The 17,986-nt window shown below is 62.2% G+C and carries 17 protein-coding genes; 5 read left to right on the plus strand and 12 right to left on the minus strand.

What is annotated here, in order from left to right:
* The first annotated feature begins 11 nt into the window (after positions 1-11).
* On the plus strand, positions 12-1,409 hold the full coding sequence (locus B5483_RS15700; RefSeq protein WP_054945571.1) for an O-antigen ligase family protein: 1,398 nt from the start codon (positions 12-14) through the stop codon (positions 1,407-1,409).
* Here B5483_RS15700 and B5483_RS15705 read toward each other — a convergent pair.
* Genes B5483_RS15705 through B5483_RS23240 form a run of 4 tightly spaced genes read right to left on the minus strand, consistent with a single transcriptional unit; the run spans position 1,402 to position 4,822 of the window.
* A complete protein-coding gene (locus B5483_RS15705; RefSeq protein ID WP_054945572.1) occupies positions 1,402-2,409 on the minus strand; it encodes a polysaccharide pyruvyl transferase family protein in 1,008 nt (335 codons plus the stop codon). The two genes, B5483_RS15700 and B5483_RS15705, sit on opposite strands and share 8 nt — an antisense overlap.
* A complete protein-coding gene (locus B5483_RS15710; protein WP_054945573.1) occupies positions 2,406-3,932 on the minus strand; it encodes a lipopolysaccharide biosynthesis protein in 1,527 nt (508 codons plus the stop codon). Before B5483_RS15710 ends, B5483_RS15705 begins: the two co-directional genes overlap by 4 nt.
* Positions 3,922-4,671 (minus strand): glycosyltransferase family 25 protein, encoded by a 750-nt coding sequence (locus B5483_RS15715; protein ID WP_079731090.1) that lies wholly within the window; start codon positions 4,669-4,671, stop codon positions 3,922-3,924. The genes B5483_RS15710 and B5483_RS15715 overlap by 11 nt, the downstream gene beginning before the upstream one ends.
* Positions 4,664-4,822, minus strand: a complete 159-nt coding sequence (locus B5483_RS23240) for a hypothetical protein (protein ID WP_176168075.1) — start codon at positions 4,820-4,822, stop codon at positions 4,664-4,666. The genes B5483_RS15715 and B5483_RS23240 overlap by 8 nt, the downstream gene beginning before the upstream one ends.
* A 136-nt stretch (positions 4,823-4,958) precedes the next feature.
* On the opposite strand from B5483_RS23240, the gene B5483_RS15720 reads away from it, so the two are divergent.
* Genes B5483_RS15720 through B5483_RS15730 form a run of 3 tightly spaced genes read left to right on the plus strand, consistent with a single transcriptional unit; the run spans position 4,959 to position 8,202 of the window.
* Positions 4,959-5,870 (plus strand): glycosyltransferase family 2 protein, encoded by a 912-nt coding sequence (locus tag B5483_RS15720; protein ID WP_054945575.1) that lies wholly within the window; start codon positions 4,959-4,961, stop codon positions 5,868-5,870.
* Positions 5,871-5,887: 17 nt separating this feature from the next.
* Positions 5,888-6,862 carry a glycosyltransferase family 2 protein gene (locus tag B5483_RS15725; RefSeq protein ID WP_079731091.1) on the plus strand — a complete coding sequence of 325 codons (975 nt, stop codon included), beginning with the start codon at positions 5,888-5,890 and terminating at the stop codon, positions 6,860-6,862.
* Complete coding sequence (locus tag B5483_RS15730; protein ID WP_231634585.1) at positions 6,859-8,202, plus strand: outer membrane beta-barrel protein; 1,344 nt, start codon at positions 6,859-6,861, stop codon at positions 8,200-8,202. Before B5483_RS15725 ends, B5483_RS15730 begins: the two co-directional genes overlap by 4 nt.
* Before the next feature lie 58 nt (positions 8,203-8,260).
* Here the strand turns inward: B5483_RS15730 and B5483_RS15735 are convergent, their stop codons facing one another.
* The 7 genes from B5483_RS15735 to B5483_RS15760 all read right to left on the minus strand — a co-directional run bounded on the left by B5483_RS15735 (position 8,261) and on the right by B5483_RS15760 (position 15,346).
* Positions 8,261-8,941, minus strand: coding sequence for a serine O-acetyltransferase (locus tag B5483_RS15735; RefSeq protein WP_054945578.1), 681 nt, complete (start codon positions 8,939-8,941; stop codon positions 8,261-8,263).
* A 5-nt stretch (positions 8,942-8,946) separates the two neighbouring features.
* Positions 8,947-9,510 (minus strand): polysaccharide biosynthesis/export family protein, encoded by a 564-nt coding sequence (locus B5483_RS15740; RefSeq protein WP_054945579.1) that lies wholly within the window; start codon positions 9,508-9,510, stop codon positions 8,947-8,949.
* A 41-nt stretch (positions 9,511-9,551) separates the two neighbouring features.
* A complete protein-coding gene (locus tag B5483_RS15745) occupies positions 9,552-10,751 on the minus strand; it encodes a glycosyltransferase (protein ID WP_079731181.1) in 1,200 nt (399 codons plus the stop codon).
* A 5-nt stretch (positions 10,752-10,756) separates the two neighbouring features.
* Positions 10,757-11,911, minus strand: coding sequence for a glycosyltransferase family 4 protein (locus B5483_RS15750; RefSeq protein WP_054945580.1), 1,155 nt, complete (start codon positions 11,909-11,911; stop codon positions 10,757-10,759).
* A 368-nt stretch (positions 11,912-12,279) separates the two neighbouring features.
* Entirely contained in the window at positions 12,280-13,335 is a 1,056-nt protein-coding gene (locus tag B5483_RS15755; protein ID WP_079731092.1) for a hypothetical protein, read from the minus strand.
* A gap of 263 nt (positions 13,336-13,598) precedes the next feature.
* A complete protein-coding gene (locus tag B5483_RS22920) occupies positions 13,599-13,793 on the minus strand; it encodes a hypothetical protein (RefSeq protein WP_139384033.1) in 195 nt (64 codons plus the stop codon).
* Between the two features lie 242 nt (positions 13,794-14,035).
* On the minus strand, positions 14,036-15,346 hold the full coding sequence (locus tag B5483_RS15760) for a UDP-glucose dehydrogenase family protein (protein WP_054945582.1): 1,311 nt from the start codon (positions 15,344-15,346) through the stop codon (positions 14,036-14,038).
* Positions 15,347-15,678: 332 nt separating this feature from the next.
* Here B5483_RS15760 and B5483_RS15765 point away from each other — a divergent pair, with 332 nt between their 5' ends.
* Positions 15,679-17,007: a glycosyltransferase family 4 protein gene (locus B5483_RS15765; protein ID WP_079731093.1), complete on the plus strand. Its 1,329-nt coding sequence runs from the start codon at positions 15,679-15,681 to the stop codon at positions 17,005-17,007.
* Here B5483_RS15765 and B5483_RS15770 read toward each other — a convergent pair.
* Positions 16,968-17,957 (minus strand): glycosyltransferase family 2 protein, encoded by a 990-nt coding sequence (locus B5483_RS15770; protein WP_245829296.1) that lies wholly within the window; start codon positions 17,955-17,957, stop codon positions 16,968-16,970. The two genes, B5483_RS15765 and B5483_RS15770, sit on opposite strands and share 40 nt — an antisense overlap.
* Positions 17,958-17,986 lie beyond the last annotated feature (29 nt).

Consider the following 17,986-nt stretch of genomic DNA (forward strand, 5'->3'; position numbering starts at 1 on the left):
AGTGAATTGGCATGGATGAACTGGGCGCCACCGGTCCGCATTTCGGACTGCCCATTCTGGTGCCGGCAACGCTGGTACTGGTGATCATCGCGCTTCTGGCGGGCCGTCGCATAGAGGGCCTGCCGGGACGCTTCCTGTTCCTGGCCATCTGGCTGCGCATGATCCTGGGCGCCTATCACGTCTACATGTTCAAGCCGATGTTCGCAGGAATGTCGGGCAATGCGCTGGTTTCGATCATCATCACCGGGCTGGCCTTCCTCGTGATCCGGGCATCGCACCTGGCGCTCAAGGTGCTGGTGCCGACCTACCTGATCATGTTTCTTGTGGCGATCAGCGGTGCGCTCAATTCCGACATGCCGGGCGTAATGACGGTGACGGTCAAGTACGGCTACTTCGTCGTGCTGCTGATCGCGACGTTCGAGGCCCTGCGGCAGGACCGTGACGAGATGCTGATGCCGCTGATGATCTGGGCCTTTTCGCCATTGTTGCTGTTCCAGTGGCTGTCGGTCGCACTCCACTTGCCCAAGGGATCGGAAATGGGGGACGGCTTGGTGTGGATCGGTGGCTACAATCACGAAGCCGCCTTCTCGGTGTCGCTTTTGCTGGCGTTCCTCGTGGGCTGTTTCGCACACCGTCTGAACCCGTTTATCCGGTTGGGCTACCTGGCCCTGGTCGCCATCGGTATCTTCCTTGCCGGTTACCGCACGACGCTGATGGCCTCGGTTCCGCTGGTGGCGACGGTGTTCTGGGCCTCGATCACCCAATACGTCAGCCCGACCCAGCGCCGTGTCGTCGCGGCAACGGCACTGGTCGTGGCTTTCGTGGCAGTTCTGGGCATGGCGGTAATCAATTACGACCGCTTCATCGACCTCGGCACTTTCCTCAGTAATCCCGATGCGCTGATCAAGCCGCCCCGGGAATTCACGCAGGTCGAACGGCAGATCCTCTCGGCCCGCCCGCTGATCTGGAGCGAATACATCTTCGCCTACAAGGACGGCACGTCGCTGCAGCACCTGTTCGGCTTCGGTCCGGAATCATGGTCCAGGGGCTTCGATGTCTATCCGCACAACACGATCATCGGCACGCTCTATGAACTGGGCGCCGTCGGCGTGTTCGCCATGCTGCTTTTCTGGGCAACGATGGCGGTAACGGCGCTGCGCGCGCGCCGCCACGACCTGCCGATGCTGATCGCGGCCCATCTCAGCTTCCTGATCCTGAACATGGGCACGATGCCGTTCTGGCAGCTGGAAGGTCTGGCACTCTATGCCGTGCTGTGCGGCTATACGCTGTTCAGCGCCCGCGCGCGGATCTATGACTGGTCCGATCCCCATGCCGAGGAAGAGGAGCCGGTGACGGTGCACTTCCCGGTGGCTGAGGAGCGGTACGGACGCCCCTACCGCTTCAGCTAGCGCCCAGCTCTGCGCAGGCGATCTCGAAAGCCTCGGCGCGGGTCGTCGCGCTTCGGTATCCCTCGTAGACGCCGGTCCACTGACGAGCGAAGCCGCTGACCTTGCCGTAATTGTTGTCGAGCGCGACATGCGGAATGTCGAGCAGTACCGACAGGATGTGCGCGTGGAGCCGGTCGGTCACGACCACGCGGCCGCGCGAAAGCATGGCAAGACCGCGCTGTACGCGCCGCTCGGCGAGGGTTTGGTAGCGGCGCAGGCGCTTGTCCTGTTCGCCTCGTCCCAGCAGGCGGGCCAGCTTCGCCCGGGCCCTGAGTTGGAGCTTCTCGCGTCCGTCCTCATGAAGCCAGTCCACTTGTTCCACCCCGGCCGGAACCGGCGATGGGTCTGCGGTACGCTCGTGATCGGTGCGCAGCAGGGCCAGGATCGGCTCCTGCGAGGCGCGGCGCCTTTGCGGTCCCATCATCAGGGCGCTGTCGGGTGCGAGCCGAACGTCGCAGTCGAACTGGCGCCGGGCGAATTCGAACGAAGCGGCATCGCGCGTCAGCAATGTGAAGGCGCCATGGGCCTCGATCGCACGCGCCATTTTCGCCGCCGCCGCCTCGTCGTTATAGTGGATCGATTGCGGCAGCTGGACGATCGGACGGCCCGGGAAGCTTTCCAGCAGGTGCAGTCGCAGTTCCTCGTGCTTCATCCAGCTCGTGCCAAAATTGCCGCCGCCGTGGATCAGGATCGGCCCTTCGGGGCAGGTCTGGCGCAGGTCATCGACATGCAGGTTGTTCAGCGCGGCGGTGTAGGCAGGCGTCCGGTTCCTTGCGTGCAGCCACGCCATCTCGCCGAGCCAGATGGCCGAGTCCCCGACATTGGAGTGATCGGGAAAGTCCACCAGCGCGAGGGCCCCGGCCGGTATCGTCTGCGAGAAGACATCGTCCAGTTCCGCACCGAGTGCGCGGATGAGGGCGTGGGCGGAGAGCCTTTGCTGCATGCGGGAAAACTCGTTCATCGAAACTTTCCGAGGGTCTTGAGGGCAAGTCCTCGCCAGACCGGGCTGAGTGCGATCACGGCGACGCCATAGACTAGCACTCCGATCAGCATGTTGAGGAGGAGAACCAGCCACGATCCCGCCAGTTCCGGCATCTTGGGGTGGGCGACGAGCGCGCGGGTGGCGGGCATGGTGAAGTGGAGGACCAGCCCCATCAGCACCGAAGCCGTCAGCGGCTGCCAGATCGCACCCCAGGTATGGCGCAGGCCGATCCCGGACACGCGTGCCAGCAGGAAGATCTGCAGCGGCAGCGTCAGGTACGAGCGCACGACATAGGCGCAGGCTACCGCGAAGACCCCATAGGGTGCGGCGATGAGCGTGAAGAGCGCGGTGAGGCCGAGCTGGGTCAGCGAGATTGCCAGCAGGCTTCTGCTTGCCCCCAGCGCGCCCAGCGACGGCGAAGCGAACTGGTTGAGCGTGAAGGGGATGGCCATGAAGGCGAAGACTTGCGCCAGGTCGCCGGCCGCGGCCCACTTGTCGCCGAAGACGGTGGGGATTGCCAGCGGCGCCAGCACGCCGAAGCCTACCAGTGCGGGGAAGGATATGATCGCGGCCTTCGAGATCATCCACTGATAGGCGCGCGCCAGCTCGACCCGGTCGTCCTTGACCCGCGCCAGCGTCTGCATTGCCACCGTGGTGAAGGGACGGATCGCGCCGTTGGAGATGATATCCACGGTGCGCCAGGCCGTCCGGTAGATACCGACCGCGACGACGCCGATGACGTTGCCGATGACCAGCTCCTGCAGGCGCGTTGTGGCGATATAGACGAGCTGTACCGCAGTAAGGCTGCCGTTGATGCCCAGATTGCGCTTGAGGATATTCCAGTGCCAGTTCCAGCCCGGCCTCCAGCGATAGGCATGACGGGACAGGACGGTGCTGATGATCTCGGTAACGATGCGCTGGATCACCAGTGCCCACAGCCCGAAGCCGAGCAGGGCGGCAACGATGGCCGTGCCACCGCCGCCGATGCCGCTGGCGACCGAGCGCAGCGCCGTGGTCTTGTGCCCGAATTCGCGCAGGCGCAGCGCCATGTGCGTCTGGCCCAGCGCGGAAATGGGCAGGACCACGCTCAGCACCTGAAGCGGCAGCGCGATCTGCGGTGCATTCATGAAGGCGGCGAAGGGCTGGGCCAGCGCGATGATGATGGCGCTCGTCGCCAGCGAAAAGCCCATGTGGCTGCGATAGACGGTGTCCGTGAAGGCGTCGGTCAGTTCCGATTCGCGGGCCACCGTTTGGGTCAGGCCGGCCATGCTGATGGTGCGGAACACTTCGGCGAAGATCGCCATGAGCGCGAAGGCGCCGATGTCGGCGCGCGTGAGCAGACGCGCCAGCAGCACGAAGACGATGAAGGAGAAGACCTGGTCGGATGCGAAGCGCAGGATCGACCAGCCGATCGAATGCTTGCTCTGCTTGCGCAGCTGCGTGTCGAACCGCGCCCCTTGCGAGGAGGCGTAGGGATCTTTCGCGAGGGATTCAGTTGCCACTCAGGACGCTCAGCTTCTTGGCACGAATGCGTTGACGGTCGATCCAGCGCGCAAGGCGCTGGCGCGGGGCATGGTAGGCAGCGCCGCGCCCGGCGCTGAAACGCTCCGTGCCAATGCCTGAAGGCACGAATTCCTCCACGATCGGGGCTGGAAACAGGGCGTAGTTGCGCACCCCGTGATCCCACGAGCGGTCCATCTGGTCGTCGATCGGTCGGCGGACGGTGGCGCAGGCTTCCAGAAAACGCCGCGCGCCTTCCAGTGTGATCGCATAGCCCTGCGTGCCGTAAGGATGGCCCACCAGTTCCACCACCGAGCGCGAATGCTGCAGGAAATTGCGCCGCACCACGCGGTTGAAGGTGGGCACCTTGGCATAGAGGCGCAGATAGGGGATCGAATGGGTTTCCAGATCGGTTGCGCACAGCTGTTCGAGAAAGGCCCAGTCGACGATGACGTCGTCTTCCAGGACGATGCATTGCCGTGTGCCGTTGCGCACCATCTCCTGCCACACCGCGAAGTGGCTGGAATAGCAGCCGCGCTCGCCCTTCGTGAGCTGTCGGCCCTTGTTGCGCTCCACCGCCTGTTCGTCATAGATCAGGCCGTCGACCAGTTCGGTGCGGGCATCGAAAAAGCGCCATGGCACTTTCGCGTCGCGCGCGCGCGTCGAGAACGCATTGCGGCGTCGATGGTCATCGGTCATCGAAATGACGACAACCGGGCAGGGTGATGCGTTTTCAGCCATTCTGGTTAGGCACGATAATCCGCTGGATCGCATTTAACTGGCCGTGGCGGGCATCGTCCAGTTGCGCATTGGGGGTGTCGCGACGGAGCAAACCGGATTTCACGCTGCAACGCAACAGTATCAGGCCGTCAAAGTCAGCCTGACGCGCCATGGTGAGCCAAATTAGCGGTTAAGTTGCTGCGAATCGCCATTTTGCACGCCTCGGCCAGCATTAGGACCGGTTCGTCTTCGCAATTGCGGGATGCGCTTGACCCCTTGGAGTGACTGGGCAAGCGTTGTCCGCGTTCATGAATGCCAATACCGGTCCTGCTTCAGGGGTAACGATGTCTCCACCATTGATCAGCGTAATCATTCCGGTCTGGAACGGCAGCGACGTGATCGGCCGGTGCCTGACCGCGCTGCGCGAACAGACGATGCCAGCCGGGCAGTTCGAGGTTATCGTGGTCGACAACGGGTCGACGGACAATACGGTCAAACTGGCGTGCACCTTCCCGGAAGTCGTGGTCTATACCGAAGATCGCCCCGGCTCCTACGCCGCGCGAAACCGCGGTCTCAGACATGCGCGCGGACATTATATCGCCTTTACCGATGCCGATTGCCGACCTGATCCGAAATGGCTGGAAAAGGCGCTGGAAGCGGCTGAGCGCAACCCCAGGGCCGGTGTCCTGGCGGGGCAGATCGGCCTGTTCGAGGAAGGAGATTTCTCCAGCGCCCTGTTCAGCGATTACGAGCGCCTTTTCAGCTTTCCGCAGGCACTCGCCCGCCGCGGCAACTGTGCGACGGCCAACTGGATGAGCCGGCGCGAGATCTTCGACAAGCTCGGCGGTTTCGACGAAAACCTCAAGTCGGGTGGTGACAGGGCCATGGCGCTGCGTATTCGCGGGGCCGGATATCCGCTCGTATATGTGCCCGAAATGATCGTTGGGCACCCCGTTCGTGCTACCCGTGAAGAATTAATCCGAAAACGTCGCAGGCTCAGCGGTGGCCGATGGGACAGGACGCAACCATCGGGAAGACTTGCAAGAGTTCTGGGAGTCACGTTATATGACACAGCAAGACGAATAAGACGCGTATGGATGACGCCCGGTCTCACTATTGGCCGCAAGGTTGCGTTGATGCGCCTCACTATGGACCTTTCGGTCGTTGCTACTCGTGAATACTGGCGGCTATTTCTTGGCCGCCGATCCGCAAGACAGTGAATTGATCGGGGTTCTGAATGACGTTTCCCAAGTTCTCTGTGGTATTGCCGCTCTACAACAAGGCCGATCATGTCGCGGCCTCGATCGAGAGCGCGCTGAAGCAGAGCTTGCCTGCCCTCGAAGTGATCGTGGTCAACGACTGCTCAACCGATGGCAGCCGCGAAATCGTGGCGGCCATCGATGACGAACGCGTGCGCATTTTTGACCGGGATCAGCCCGGGCCTGGCGGCTATGCCGCGCGAAACCTCGCCATTCGCGAAGCGCGGGGTGACTGGATCGCGTTCCTCGATGCCGACGATTTCTGGCACGATGATCATCTGGAGATCCTGGCGGGTGCCATCGCCAAGGCGCCCGCGGCCGGTGTCGCGGCGACCCGCTTCAACCACGTATTCGATACCCATAGCCAGCCCCAACGCATCGCCCGGCGCCTTGAAAACGGTGCCGTGCTCGACTTTGCGCAGTTTCTCGAAGCCTGGCTGGAAGTGCGCGAATGCCCGATGTGGACCGGTGCGATCGCCTTGCGGCGAGACCTGTTGCTCGAAGCCGGCCTCTTTCCTGAGGGGCGGGCCGTGCGCGGCGGTGACAAGGACCTCTGGCTCAGGGCCATGCGGCATTCGGTGTTCACCTACGATTCCCGGTTTACCGCCGACTTCAGTCGCGATTCCACGAACAAGGTCAGCAAGTCGACGAACACGCTTTCGACACCCTGCCTGATCGATACGGCGCGGGCGATGCTTTCCGGCGCGGGGCCGCGGGAGAAGCACCTGTTGCGCCTCCTCATCAACCAGGAAATCGCGCATTATGCGCGCTATTCGCTCAAGCTGGACAATCGTATCCGCATTCCCTTGAGCGATGTCGCCCTGCCGGAAGGCTGGGGCACTCTGGCATTGCTGGCCGTCACGCGCTGGACGCCAGTGTCCTGGCGCAAGTCGGCCTACCAGTTGATCAAATCAGTTCGTGCGAAACATATCGGGGCAGGGCAAACCGTATGAACAGGACATCGATGTCCGCGACCTACATGATCGCGCGGGCGATTTCGGGGGCGTGTATTCCCATGGTCGCCTTCGGGGTCACGACCGTACCGGCCATGGCACAGAGGTATGACCCCTTCAGCAAGCTCGGAACCTTGGGCGCCAGCGGCAATCCGCTGGACGAAGATCAACCGGAAAGCGTGACCGGGCGCTCGCGGCCCGAATATGCAACGGTCCCGATTCAGGCAGGTTCGCTTCAGATCATGCCGCAGGTTTCGGTAAGCTCCGAATTCGAAGACAACGTTTATGCGCAGGAGAACAATCGAACCAGCGACGTAAACGTCACTGTCCGTCCACGCCTCTCGATCTCGCGGCCATCGGAAGGCTTTGCTTGGTCGCTGGCGGGCGAATACGAGGCCACACGCTTTTTCAAGCTGACTTCCGAAAACACCAATGACTACGCCTTCAAGGGCGGCTTGCAATACCAGGTCGGAAGCACGACCACCTTCCAGGCCAACGTCCTGCATTCGCGCAATTCGGAGCAACGTTCCTCGCCTGACTCCCCGACCGGGATCATCCGGCCGAACCGTTTCAAGCTGACCGAAGGCTATGCCGACATCCGGCACAGCTTCAACCGTGTCAGCTTGCAGGCGACGGCCGATTACCAGCGACTGACCTATCGCGACAATTTCAACAACCTCGGCGAAGTGGTCGATCAGAGTTTTCGTGATCGCCAGGTCTATACGGGCGGCTTGATCGCCCAGTATACGATGAGCCCAAGCTTCGCGATATTTGCCGCCGGCTCGGCTAACAAGCGTGATTACCGGACACGGATCGGCCCGGTGCCGGCGCGCGATTCCACCGGATACGAACTGGCGCTGGGCGCGAACTTTGCGGTGGGGCACCTGATGCGCGGAACGCTGCGTGCCGGCTACCTGCGGCAGAACTACAAAGACCCGACCTTCAGTGACAACAAGGGTCTGCTGCTGCGCGGGGAACTGGCCTATTACGTCACGCCGCTGGTGACACTGACGGCCAAGATCGATCGGACGGCGAGCGACACCGGCGTGCGGCAGGCGGGGGGGTACGTGAAGACGACGGCAACGCTCCAGGCCGATTACGAATTGAAGCGCAACCTGATCTTCCATCTCGAGGCGGGCAACGAAAACCGCAATTACAACGGTATCGATCGTACCGACAATCGCTTCACCGGGCAGGTCAAGGCGACCTGGCTGTTGAGCCCGCGCTGGTCGCTGCAGGCCGGCTTCAGTCATCGCGGCCAGGACAGTTCGGGCGTTTCGAGCGGACGGGATTTCAGCGAAAACCGCGCTTTCGTCAGCGTCCTCTTCAAGGGGCTCTAGGCAAAACTGCGGAGCTGCCCGGACGGACCGCCACCGGTTGGCGGCGGTCCCGTGCAGGTCAGCCTTGCGATTTTGCGGCAGAAGCTTCGCGGCAGCGCCGGAGGAGGTCTTCGGGCACCAGTCGGTTGACGTAGCCTTCCGATCCCTTTTCCGAAATTAACTTGCCCGGATTGCCACCGACCACGCCCTTTTCGGGCACGGTCTTGGTGACCACGGCATTCGCGCCGATGGCGCAGTCGTCGCCCAGATGGATATGGCCGATGATCTTCGCCCCTGCGCCAATGAAGACGCGGTCGCCCAGAACCGGCGATCCTGCGCGCGATCCACGGTTGGCCTGGCCGAGCATCATGCCGTGGGTCAGGTTGGCATTGGCACCAATCACGGCATCGCCGTTGATGTAGATGCCGCCGAACCTGTTGATGAACAGGCCGGGGCCGATCACCGTGTATTCGGGAATGGCGATGCCGTATTTGTAGCGACAGCGCAGCAGCATCCACTTGGATAGGGGATAGAGACCGAAGGCCTTGAACCGCCGTGTCTTCAGGTAGCCACAGGTGCGCATGTGCACAGTGTACTTGTAGCCCGGCGTAAACAGAAAATGGCGCCAGAATGCCTTCGCATCGGTGCGCCCGCCGTAGCGATAGAGGTCTGCCGTCAGCAGCAGGCGCAGTTCCCTGAACGTCCGGGCGCAACCGCGCTGGTGGTTTTCACTCAGCTTTGCCGGTTGCAGTCGAGACATATCATTCAAAAGTAGCGCTCCCCGATGCGGATCGTGTCGCCCGGTGCCACGGGAATGCCCGCGGTCAACTTGTAGGGATGTTCGTCATCCTCGCCGGCGCCCTTGATGTAGACGCGCTTTTCATTGGCGCGGTAGGTGAAGCCACCGGCCTTCGCGACAGCATCCCTAATGGTTAATCCCAAGGAGTAAGGGTATTCACCCGGCTTGCCGACTTCACCCAGGATATAGATCGGGCGATAGCTGCCTACCTCGACGGCAACGCTCGGCTCGGTCACGTAGCCGCTGGCCAGCCCGGCCGTGATCGTTTCCTGGATGGCCGATGGCTTGACGCCTGCGGCCTTGATGTTGCCGACGAGCGGGAAGGCAATGGTTCCCTCGGACGAGATCACGAAGTCGCCGCTCAGGGCCGGTAGCCCGTAAGTGGTAACCTTGATCGTATCTCCGGGCGCGAGCTGAAGTTCCACGTTCCTGCTTTCGCGTGGCTTCTCGCCCGCAAGGACGGGGTGCGGTGCACTGACAGCGGTCAGCGCGAGAGTGAGTGTCAAAGCCTGAAACCATTTCTTGGCCATCGTTCGCCTCATTTTCTGTCTTCTGCCGTTTACGCCGTTTTTCATGAAGTCTGACCACTTGCCGCGATCTTGGGGCGGTGCGCCGTGACGGATTTGCGCCGGGTGGCGGCCAACCTGTCGATGATCTCCCAATATCTGCCCGTGGTCTGCATAATATCGAACTTGTGTGTAATGGATGCCGCGGTTGCGCCCTTCGCATCGCGCGTGGCCGGATCGTAAACCAGGCGCAGGGCCTGGGCGAATGCCGACGCGTCATTGGTCGGAACGACCACGCCAGCATCGCACTGTACCATGCCTTCGTTTTCGTCTCGCGGTCTATTGAGGAGGATCTCCGATGGACCGGAAGGACAGTTCGTGGTCACGACGGGCAGGCCGCAGGCCATGGCCTCGACCATACCATTGGGGAAGCCTTCCGCGTTCGAAGGCAGGGCGAACAGCGTTGCCCGTTTGAGTACGGCGAAGGGATTGTCGATGAAACCGGGCAGGTGGACGCGGTCCTGCAGGCCGAGTTCGGCAACCTGCGCTTCCAGCTTCTCGCGTTCCGGGCCTTCGCCCAGGATGACGAGCGAGCAAGGCAGTGCGGACTGCGCGAAGGCATCGATCAGCATCGAGAAATTCTTGTTGGGTACGAGGCGACCGGTCGCAGCGATATATTCGCCCCCGACGGCGATCGCCGGTTCGCCCGCGCCCAGATCCTCGATCAGATCGTGGTCGACGGGGTTGAAGACGATCGACACCCGGTCCTGCGGAACCGCGAAATTGTCGTGCAGGTCCTGCGCCACGCCATCGGATACGGCGATGACGTGATCGGCCGAAGGATAGGTAAGGCGCAGCAGCAGCTTGCTGGCCAGCGAGCGCAGGTGTCCCCCGAAATGGGCGGTGCTGTTCACGCGCTCGCTGATAATGCAGGCCGTGCGCAGGCCCCGCGTGGCGAGGATGTTGCCGACGTTGGCTCGCGACAGGAAGCTGAGCGTCACATCCGGATTTATGCGCGCATAGAGGCGGCGCAGCGCCACGATGCTGGGCAGGAACTTGCCCTTGCAGTCAAGCTGGATCACCTCGATCCAGTCGGGCACGGCATAGGCATCCGGCTCCCTGTCGAGGAGAACCAGCGTAATATCGTAACGCTCCCGCCAGGGGGCGGAAGCGCGCAGCAGGGTCGTCATGATCCTCTCCGCCCCGCCACCGGCGAGGGAATTGATCACGAAGACGGCCTTCTTCTTTCTTGCGGAACCTGACATCATCATTATTTGGCGGAACGCGAAGCCGATCGAGCGATGCTTACTGCACCGTTGGGAATTGCCGCGACCGACCGATAAAGCGCAGCGGTCTTGAACGCTGCGGCATCCCAGTCGAACCGCTTCTTGACTGTTCGCGAGTCAGAACTCCGCGCCTTGTGATTGGTTGCCAGCAGGTTCGAAAGCCGCTCGACATCGCCAACCGGGAAATAGCAGTCATCGCCCAGGCCCAGGTCTCGATTGGCCTGGATGTCGCTGAGCAGCATGGGCGCTTCGCAGGACGCGGCTTCCAGCGCCGCGATCGGCAGGCCTTCATGGTACGAGGGCATCACGAACAGGGCACAATTGTCGTAGAGGCATTTGAGCACCGGGCGCGTCTGGAAACCGAGGAATCGGATCCGCTCACTTTCATGCGAACGCAGTTCCCGGGCGTATTCGGAATCGTGGTCTGCATCGCCGGCAATCGCCAGGACCCAGTCATCGCCCAGTTCCGCCGACTGGAACGCCTTGATCAGGTCGTGAAGGCCCTTTTCGGGGACAAGGCGACCGACGGCGACAGCATACTTCTTGCCGGTCAGACCGAGGGCGGCATGAATTTCGGCCACATCGACGCCATCGGAAGGCAGTTTGGGCGTGCCATTGGGGATGTAGGAAACCTTGTGCGCCTGCGATGGAAAGATCTCGCGCAAGTGATCGGCCAGGGATGGCGAGATCGCGATTACGCGATCGGCCCAGATCAGGCCCGACCGTTCGCCGACGCGCAGGATCATCTTGGCCATCTTGCCCCACTTCGCGCGCTCGTAGTCGGCGCCATGGTGGGTCACGATCACCTTGAGGCCGAGGAGGCGCGCAAGCGGTGTCATGAGCGCCGGGCCTATGCCATGGATGTGCAGGACATTAGCCTTGTTAAACCAGGCGTAAAGCGTTGCGACGAAAGTGGCGACGATCGCTTCGAACGAACGCGAGCGCGGAGCAGGGAGCGGTGTGAGCGCGATACTCTCGAATGTGCGCCGCTCCGGGTCGACATAGGGCGCCCGGCACAGGACATTGATGTCCAAGTCATTGTTGGCCGATTTGATGCGCGGCAACAATTCCTCGCAGTGACTCTCAATCCCGCCCATGACACGAGGCATCCCTCGAAGGCCGGTAACGAATATCTTCATGGCGCTTGCCCTGTTCGAGTGCGTACGCCGCCATCGCTCTATTGCCAATGATCTAGAGCCTCAGACAAAAGACTTACCCCGAAAGGGGTAGGCCAATCCGATGCGACGACATTGTTCCACGTTTATTCTGATCGACTCAGTATCAAGTGCTTCAATACTAAGCAGACGATAGCTGTCCGTTGAATCGAATGATAGCCTGCCCCAATGGGTACTTGAACGCCTATTGTGCACTGCAGCAGTCTTCTCGTCGGGTTTTCGCCTCGCTATATCGTACGACGTCCGAGTTAAGGTAATTTCACAAGGTAGCTAACAGGCGATAACGGGTGACGCCCGGCCGCCCGGTTTGCCGGATTATATAACAATCGATTTCAGGCGCGGTTCCGCTTCACCCTTATCTTTTGTGCATCCCGCTCCGGGACCCAGGTGATCACCGGCTCGGGCCCCTCGACCCGAATGAGAGGAGCATCGGGTGCGTCGATCGTCGCATTGCGGATCTCGAGGTGCATCGGTTCCTTGGTCGCGAAGAAGAAGACCGGCGCGGAGTTTCCCGGCGATGCTTTCACTACCGGCTGGTCGATGATGTAGCGCTTGACGCCGCCGTGGAAGGAGAAGTGCGACTTGCCGCCGGTGCCACCGTAATGGTGCGGATCAACGCTGGTGCAGCGTAAAAGTTCGCCACTGTTCCAGAGGCGATAGTTGCGCTTGTTCGCACGTGCGATGCAGTTTTCAAGGCGCACATCCGCCGATTTGAGGTCGAACCCGCCGTCGCTGCAGCCGGTGGCGACGCACGAGATATAGCGGATGCCGTGGTTGCCGCGCTCGTCTGAGAAGCCATCGCCGTTCCAGTACTTGTCCTTGGGACGCGAGGCTTCGCGGAAATCGTGGGCCTCCACCCGGGTGTAGGTAATGTCATGGGCGGTGCCGTCGAGCTGGTAGCCCACGCAGTAAAGATCGCACCGGGAACTGCCGAAGGCTTTCACGTCCTCGATCGTGCCGCTGTGCGATCCATAGCGGATGCGGGTCATGGTTCGGTCGACCTCGCGCGCGGTGACCTGGCGCACGACGAAATGGGTGAGGTCGGCCGGGACCTTCTTGTCCGAACTGGTTACTTCCAAAAAGCGGTAGAGATTGTTCGCTTCGCAGTTCTCGATCCTGAGATTGTCGATGGGTGCGCGCACGCGCACGGCGCCATTGCCTAAGTCGAGGAACTTGCAGTTCTGGATAAGGGAGTTCGATTGGGCGAGGAGGCCTTCACCGCCATCGCCTTTCACGCCCTCAACGGTGCGATTGCCCTTGAAGGTCTTGCTCCTGATGGAGGTCGTGTCCCCGGCCGATAACGACCGCGAAAGGACGAGGGCAGAGAGTCCCGTGGAGGCGGTAAGAGCGGTGGTGATGACATAGCGGCGCGTGAGCTTCGATTGCATCGTCAGTTTCCCGGCAGCCAAGGATGGATGGAGAGGCCGGGGGCTCGTGTGCAGTGCAGGCAATACCTGCGGGCCCGACCTCGTGCAGCCGGGAAAGTGACGATAGCGTGCCGGGAGCGCAACCCGGGTTACGTTGAGATACGTTAAAAACTGACCAGTCGAAGCAGGGGCGCGGCCAGATGTGGGCTTCGGGCCGTCAGTTCAGGTGCGATTGGGCAGGATTGCCTTCCCTGACGGAGCCGGATCGCAAAGTCTCGGGTTTGTCAGCGGCGTTTGCGCAGAGCCTTCCAGCCGGCGGCGATGCCCACGCCGAGAGTCGCGGGAACCGCTACGAGAACCAGCGCAGCGGCGACACCTGCGGTTACGACAGCGGATCCTGCCAGGTGCAAGGCTTCGCCGACGACCTGTTCGGTCGTCTTCGAGCCATTGACCTTCGTCAATCCTGTTCCTTTGCTCATCGCGACCCTCCGCAATCCTGTGATCTCGTTCAGGCTTCAGTTCAGCCTTACTCGGGAACGGACTACCTTCATCTTCTTAACACGTTCTTAGCATTGGACTATCCGAAGGAGGGAGATATCAAGAATTTTCTGGTTGGATCCGGCTGTTTCCATGGGTGCAATGCACTTCGGGCACAGCACGCCCTTCAGCGCACCGTGCCCGAAACAGTTCAAAGTTGCGGGGCTCTCGCCCCCTTCGGTGATCAGGCCCGGCCGATCGAATAGTACGTGAAACCGGCGGCTTGGGCGAAGTCCGGCTTGTAGATGTTGCGCAGGTCGACCAGCACCGGGGCCTTGGCGAGCTGTTTCACCCGGTTGAGGTCAAGCGCGCGGAATGCATCCCATTCGGTCACGATCACGACCGCGTCGGCGCCTTCGATGGCTTCGTAGGAATTGTCGACCATCTGCACTTCGGGCATCAGCGGCTTGGCCAGTTCCATGCCCTCGGGGTCGTAGGCGGTAACGGTGACCCCGGAATCGGCGAGTGTCTGGGCTATTGCGATCGAAGGACTGTCGCGCATGTCGTCGGTGTTCGGCTTGAAGGTCAGGCCGAGCATCGCGACGCGCTTGCCGCGCGCGGCGTCGAGCCCGCCGAGCGCTTCGATGACCTTGCGGCCCATCGCCCGCTTGCGGCTGTCGTTGACCTTGGCGACTGCTTCCACGATGCGCAGGGGGCTGTCGTAGTCCTCCGCGGTCTTGAGCAGTGCGAGGGTGTCCTTCGGGAAACACGAGCCGCCGTAGCCGGGGCCGGCATGCAGGAACTTGGAGCCGATGCGGTTGTCTAGGCCGATGCCGCGGGCGACGTCCTGAACGTTGCCACCCACCTTCTCGCACAGATCGGCGATCTCGTTGATGAAGGTGATCTTGGTCGCGAGGAACGCGTTGGCGGCGTATTTGGTGATCTCCGCCGAGCGGCGGCTGACGAACAGGATCGGCGATTCGTTGAGGAACAGCGGGCGATAGACTTCCTGCATGACCTCACGGCCGAAATCGTCCTCGGCACCGATGACGATGCGGTCGGGGCGCTTGAAATCGCCGATGGCGGCGCCTTCGCGCAGGAATTCCGGGTTGGAGACGACAGCGACGCGGTGCGTGGTGCCGCTCTCCCTGAGAATGCGTTCGACTTCGTCACCGGTGCCGACGGGTACGGTCGACTTGGTGACGATCACGGCATCGTTCGACAGGCTCTCACCCACTTCGCGCGCGACCGCATAGACGAAGGAGAGATCGGCATGGCCGTCACCGCGACGCGACGGCGTGCCGACGGCGATGAAGATCGCGCTGGCGCCCTTGATCCCCTCGGCCAGGTCAGTGGTGAAGGAGAGGCGGCCTGCCTTCACGTTGTTCTCGACCAGCGCGTCGAGGCCCGGCTCATAGATGGGCATGACACCGGCATGGAGCCGGTCGATCTTCGACTGATCCTTGTCGATGCAGACCACGTCGTGTCCGAAATCGGCGAAGCAGGCGCCGGAAACCAGACCGACATAGCCGGATCCAACCATCGCAATCTTCATGTCAGTGCCACCATTTGCAAATTTTCGGGAGATCGGGGGTGAACCCTTCGCTAATTATCTACGCGAAGTCTGCGAGCAATTTCCACCTCTGAATTCGCAACTGCGAAAAAGAATGGACGACCTGTTGCAAAGCAACGGCGAACGCAGGCGCGGCGGGTCAAAACATGCGTTAACATATTGTCAGCCCTGCTGTTCCGACCTGGGACAAGGGGGCTGGTCGTGTCCGGCCTCCGCCTTTTGGGGGATTGCCGAAGGCACGGTTTCGGTATTGTTAACTGTAATTTGCACTACGTTAAGGATCGCTCCTGCGTGGTCGTGCCTGGGATCAAGACTTGCGGCTGCTGCTGATCAATCACCGCTATTTCGTGGCAAGCGGGGCGGAGCGTTACCTGTTCAACATCGAGAGGGTTCTGCAACGCGCGGGGCATGAGACCGCGGTCTTTTCGATCGATTACGAACAGAACCGCAGCAGCCCCTGGTCTTCTTATTTCACCAAGCCGATCGGCAAGGCTGACCAGGTCTACTTCGACGAGCATCGCTCCGATCCCGGATCGCTCGGGCGCAGCCTTGGCCGCCTGTTCTATTCGCGCGAGGTGGAACGGGATCTTGCCCGGCTGATCGAGGATTTCCGGCCCGACGCTGCCTACCTGATCCTGTTCCTGCGCAAGCTGTCGCCGTCCGTTCTTGTCGCGCTGCACAACGCCGGGGTACCGATCGTGGTGCGCGTCTCCGACTATGGGTACCTGTGTGCCGAGCACCATTTCCTGCGCAACGGGGAGAGCTGCACGCAATGCCTTGGTGGCCGTCTTCTGCCCGGCGTCGTGCATGGCTGCGTGCATGGCAGTCGCGTCATCTCGGCTCTCGATGCGGCAGCGACATGGTATCATCGCCGGCAGGGCTATTTCGACCTGATCGACCGGTTCGTCACGACCAACCCGTTCCTGACCGATTTCATGGTCCGCGGTGGCTTCGATCCCGCGCGGCTGGCCTGCATTCCCACATTCGCCGACGAGGAGATCTTTGCGGCGGGCGCGGGCGGTCCCGGAAAGTACCTGCTCTATGCCGGACGCCTCGACCCGTCGAAGGGCCTGGAAACGCTGATCGAGGCGATGGCGATATTGAAGCGGCGTCCGGGCGATCCCCCGAAACTGCGCATCGTCGGCGGAGCGCAATACGAGGATTATCAAAAGGCGCTGGTGCGGCGTGTCGAGCGTGCCGGCCTTGCCGATTGCATCCGTTTCGAACGCCCGGTCGCGGCCGAGGATGTCGCGGGCCTGCTGGGCAATGCAACGGCTTCGATCATCCCCTCGGTCTGGTTCGAAAACCTGCCGAACTTCTATCTGGAAAGCATCAGTGCGGGGGTGCCGGTGATCGCCTCCGATCTGGGTTCGCTATCGGCAGCGATCACCGATGGCGAGGACGGCCTGCTGTTCGAGACCGGCAATGCGACGGCGCTGGCTGAATGCATCGCGCGCCTCGCGGCAGATCCGGCGCTCGACCGGCGGTTGCGCACCGCGGGGCCGCTCAAGGCCAAAGCGCAGTATTCTGCCGAAAGGCACCTCGAACTCCTGACCGACCTGTTCGCCGAAGTGATCGCGCAGGGCCGCGACCTTGCATCGCTTCAGAGTGGGTCGAGCAGGGCGAAGGCCGTGCTGGAATGACCCTGGTATCCTCCTCCGGGCAGCAGGCGTCCGAGCACGCCTTTCGCGGCGGAGAGCGGCAGAGAACCGATGACGACGGCAAGGAAAGCCGGATCGTAGCGGCCGATCGACACCGCCAGTCGCATGACGTCTTTCGTGCGGCCAAGGCGAATGGCGCGGTGAAACAGCAGGCGGCTCAGGCGATTGCGGCCCGACCGGAATGCCTTTGCAAGCTCCGGGTGGCGCGGCAGCAGGTCCGCCGTGCACAAGTCGCGCGAGCGCAGCATCTGCAGGACGTCGCTCGACATGTTGTCGGGAAGGTCGCGATAGCCGGTGAGCGGTTCGGGCACGAAGCCGAAGCAGTGATGCTCGGCGATCTCGAAATAGAGCTTCCAGTCCTCGCACCCTTGCCCGCCACGTGCGCGCAGGGTCGGATCGTAGCCGCCGGTCCTGTCGAACGCGGAGCGCCGGAACAGCGCAGAGCTGCCATTGCCGATGAAGTTGTGAAAGGCGAGGCGGGCCAGCACGTCACCTTCGTGGCGCGGCTGGTGGCGCAGCTGCACGACCTGCGATTTGCCGTCGATCAGCGCAAACCAGGTGTAGACGAGCCCCAGCCGCTCACCGCCCTGGCGAAACACGGCCAGTTGTCGTTCGATCTTGGCCGGATGCCACAGGTCGTCCGCGTCGATCGGGGCGATGAACCGGCCGGTCGAGGCCGTGATCCCGGCGTTGCGGGCTGCGGCGACACCGGCATTGGCCTGGCGCACAAGACGGATGCGCGGATCCTGCGCCGCAAGTCCCCGCACGATGGCGGGCGTGTCGTCCGCCGATCCGTCGTCGACGACCACGATTTCGAGTTCGCGATGGGTCTGGGCCGCGACGCTGCGCAGCGTCTCGTCGATCGTCCGGGCCGCGTTATAGGCCGGTACGATGACGGATACGGTTTCGCTGCCGGCAGGTTCCAAGCACATCTCCATTGGCTTCGAAAGCCAGTCTGCCC

The organism is Novosphingobium mathurense (assembly GCF_900168325.1).
GTDB lineage: Bacteria > Pseudomonadota > Alphaproteobacteria > Sphingomonadales > Sphingomonadaceae > Novosphingobium > Novosphingobium mathurense.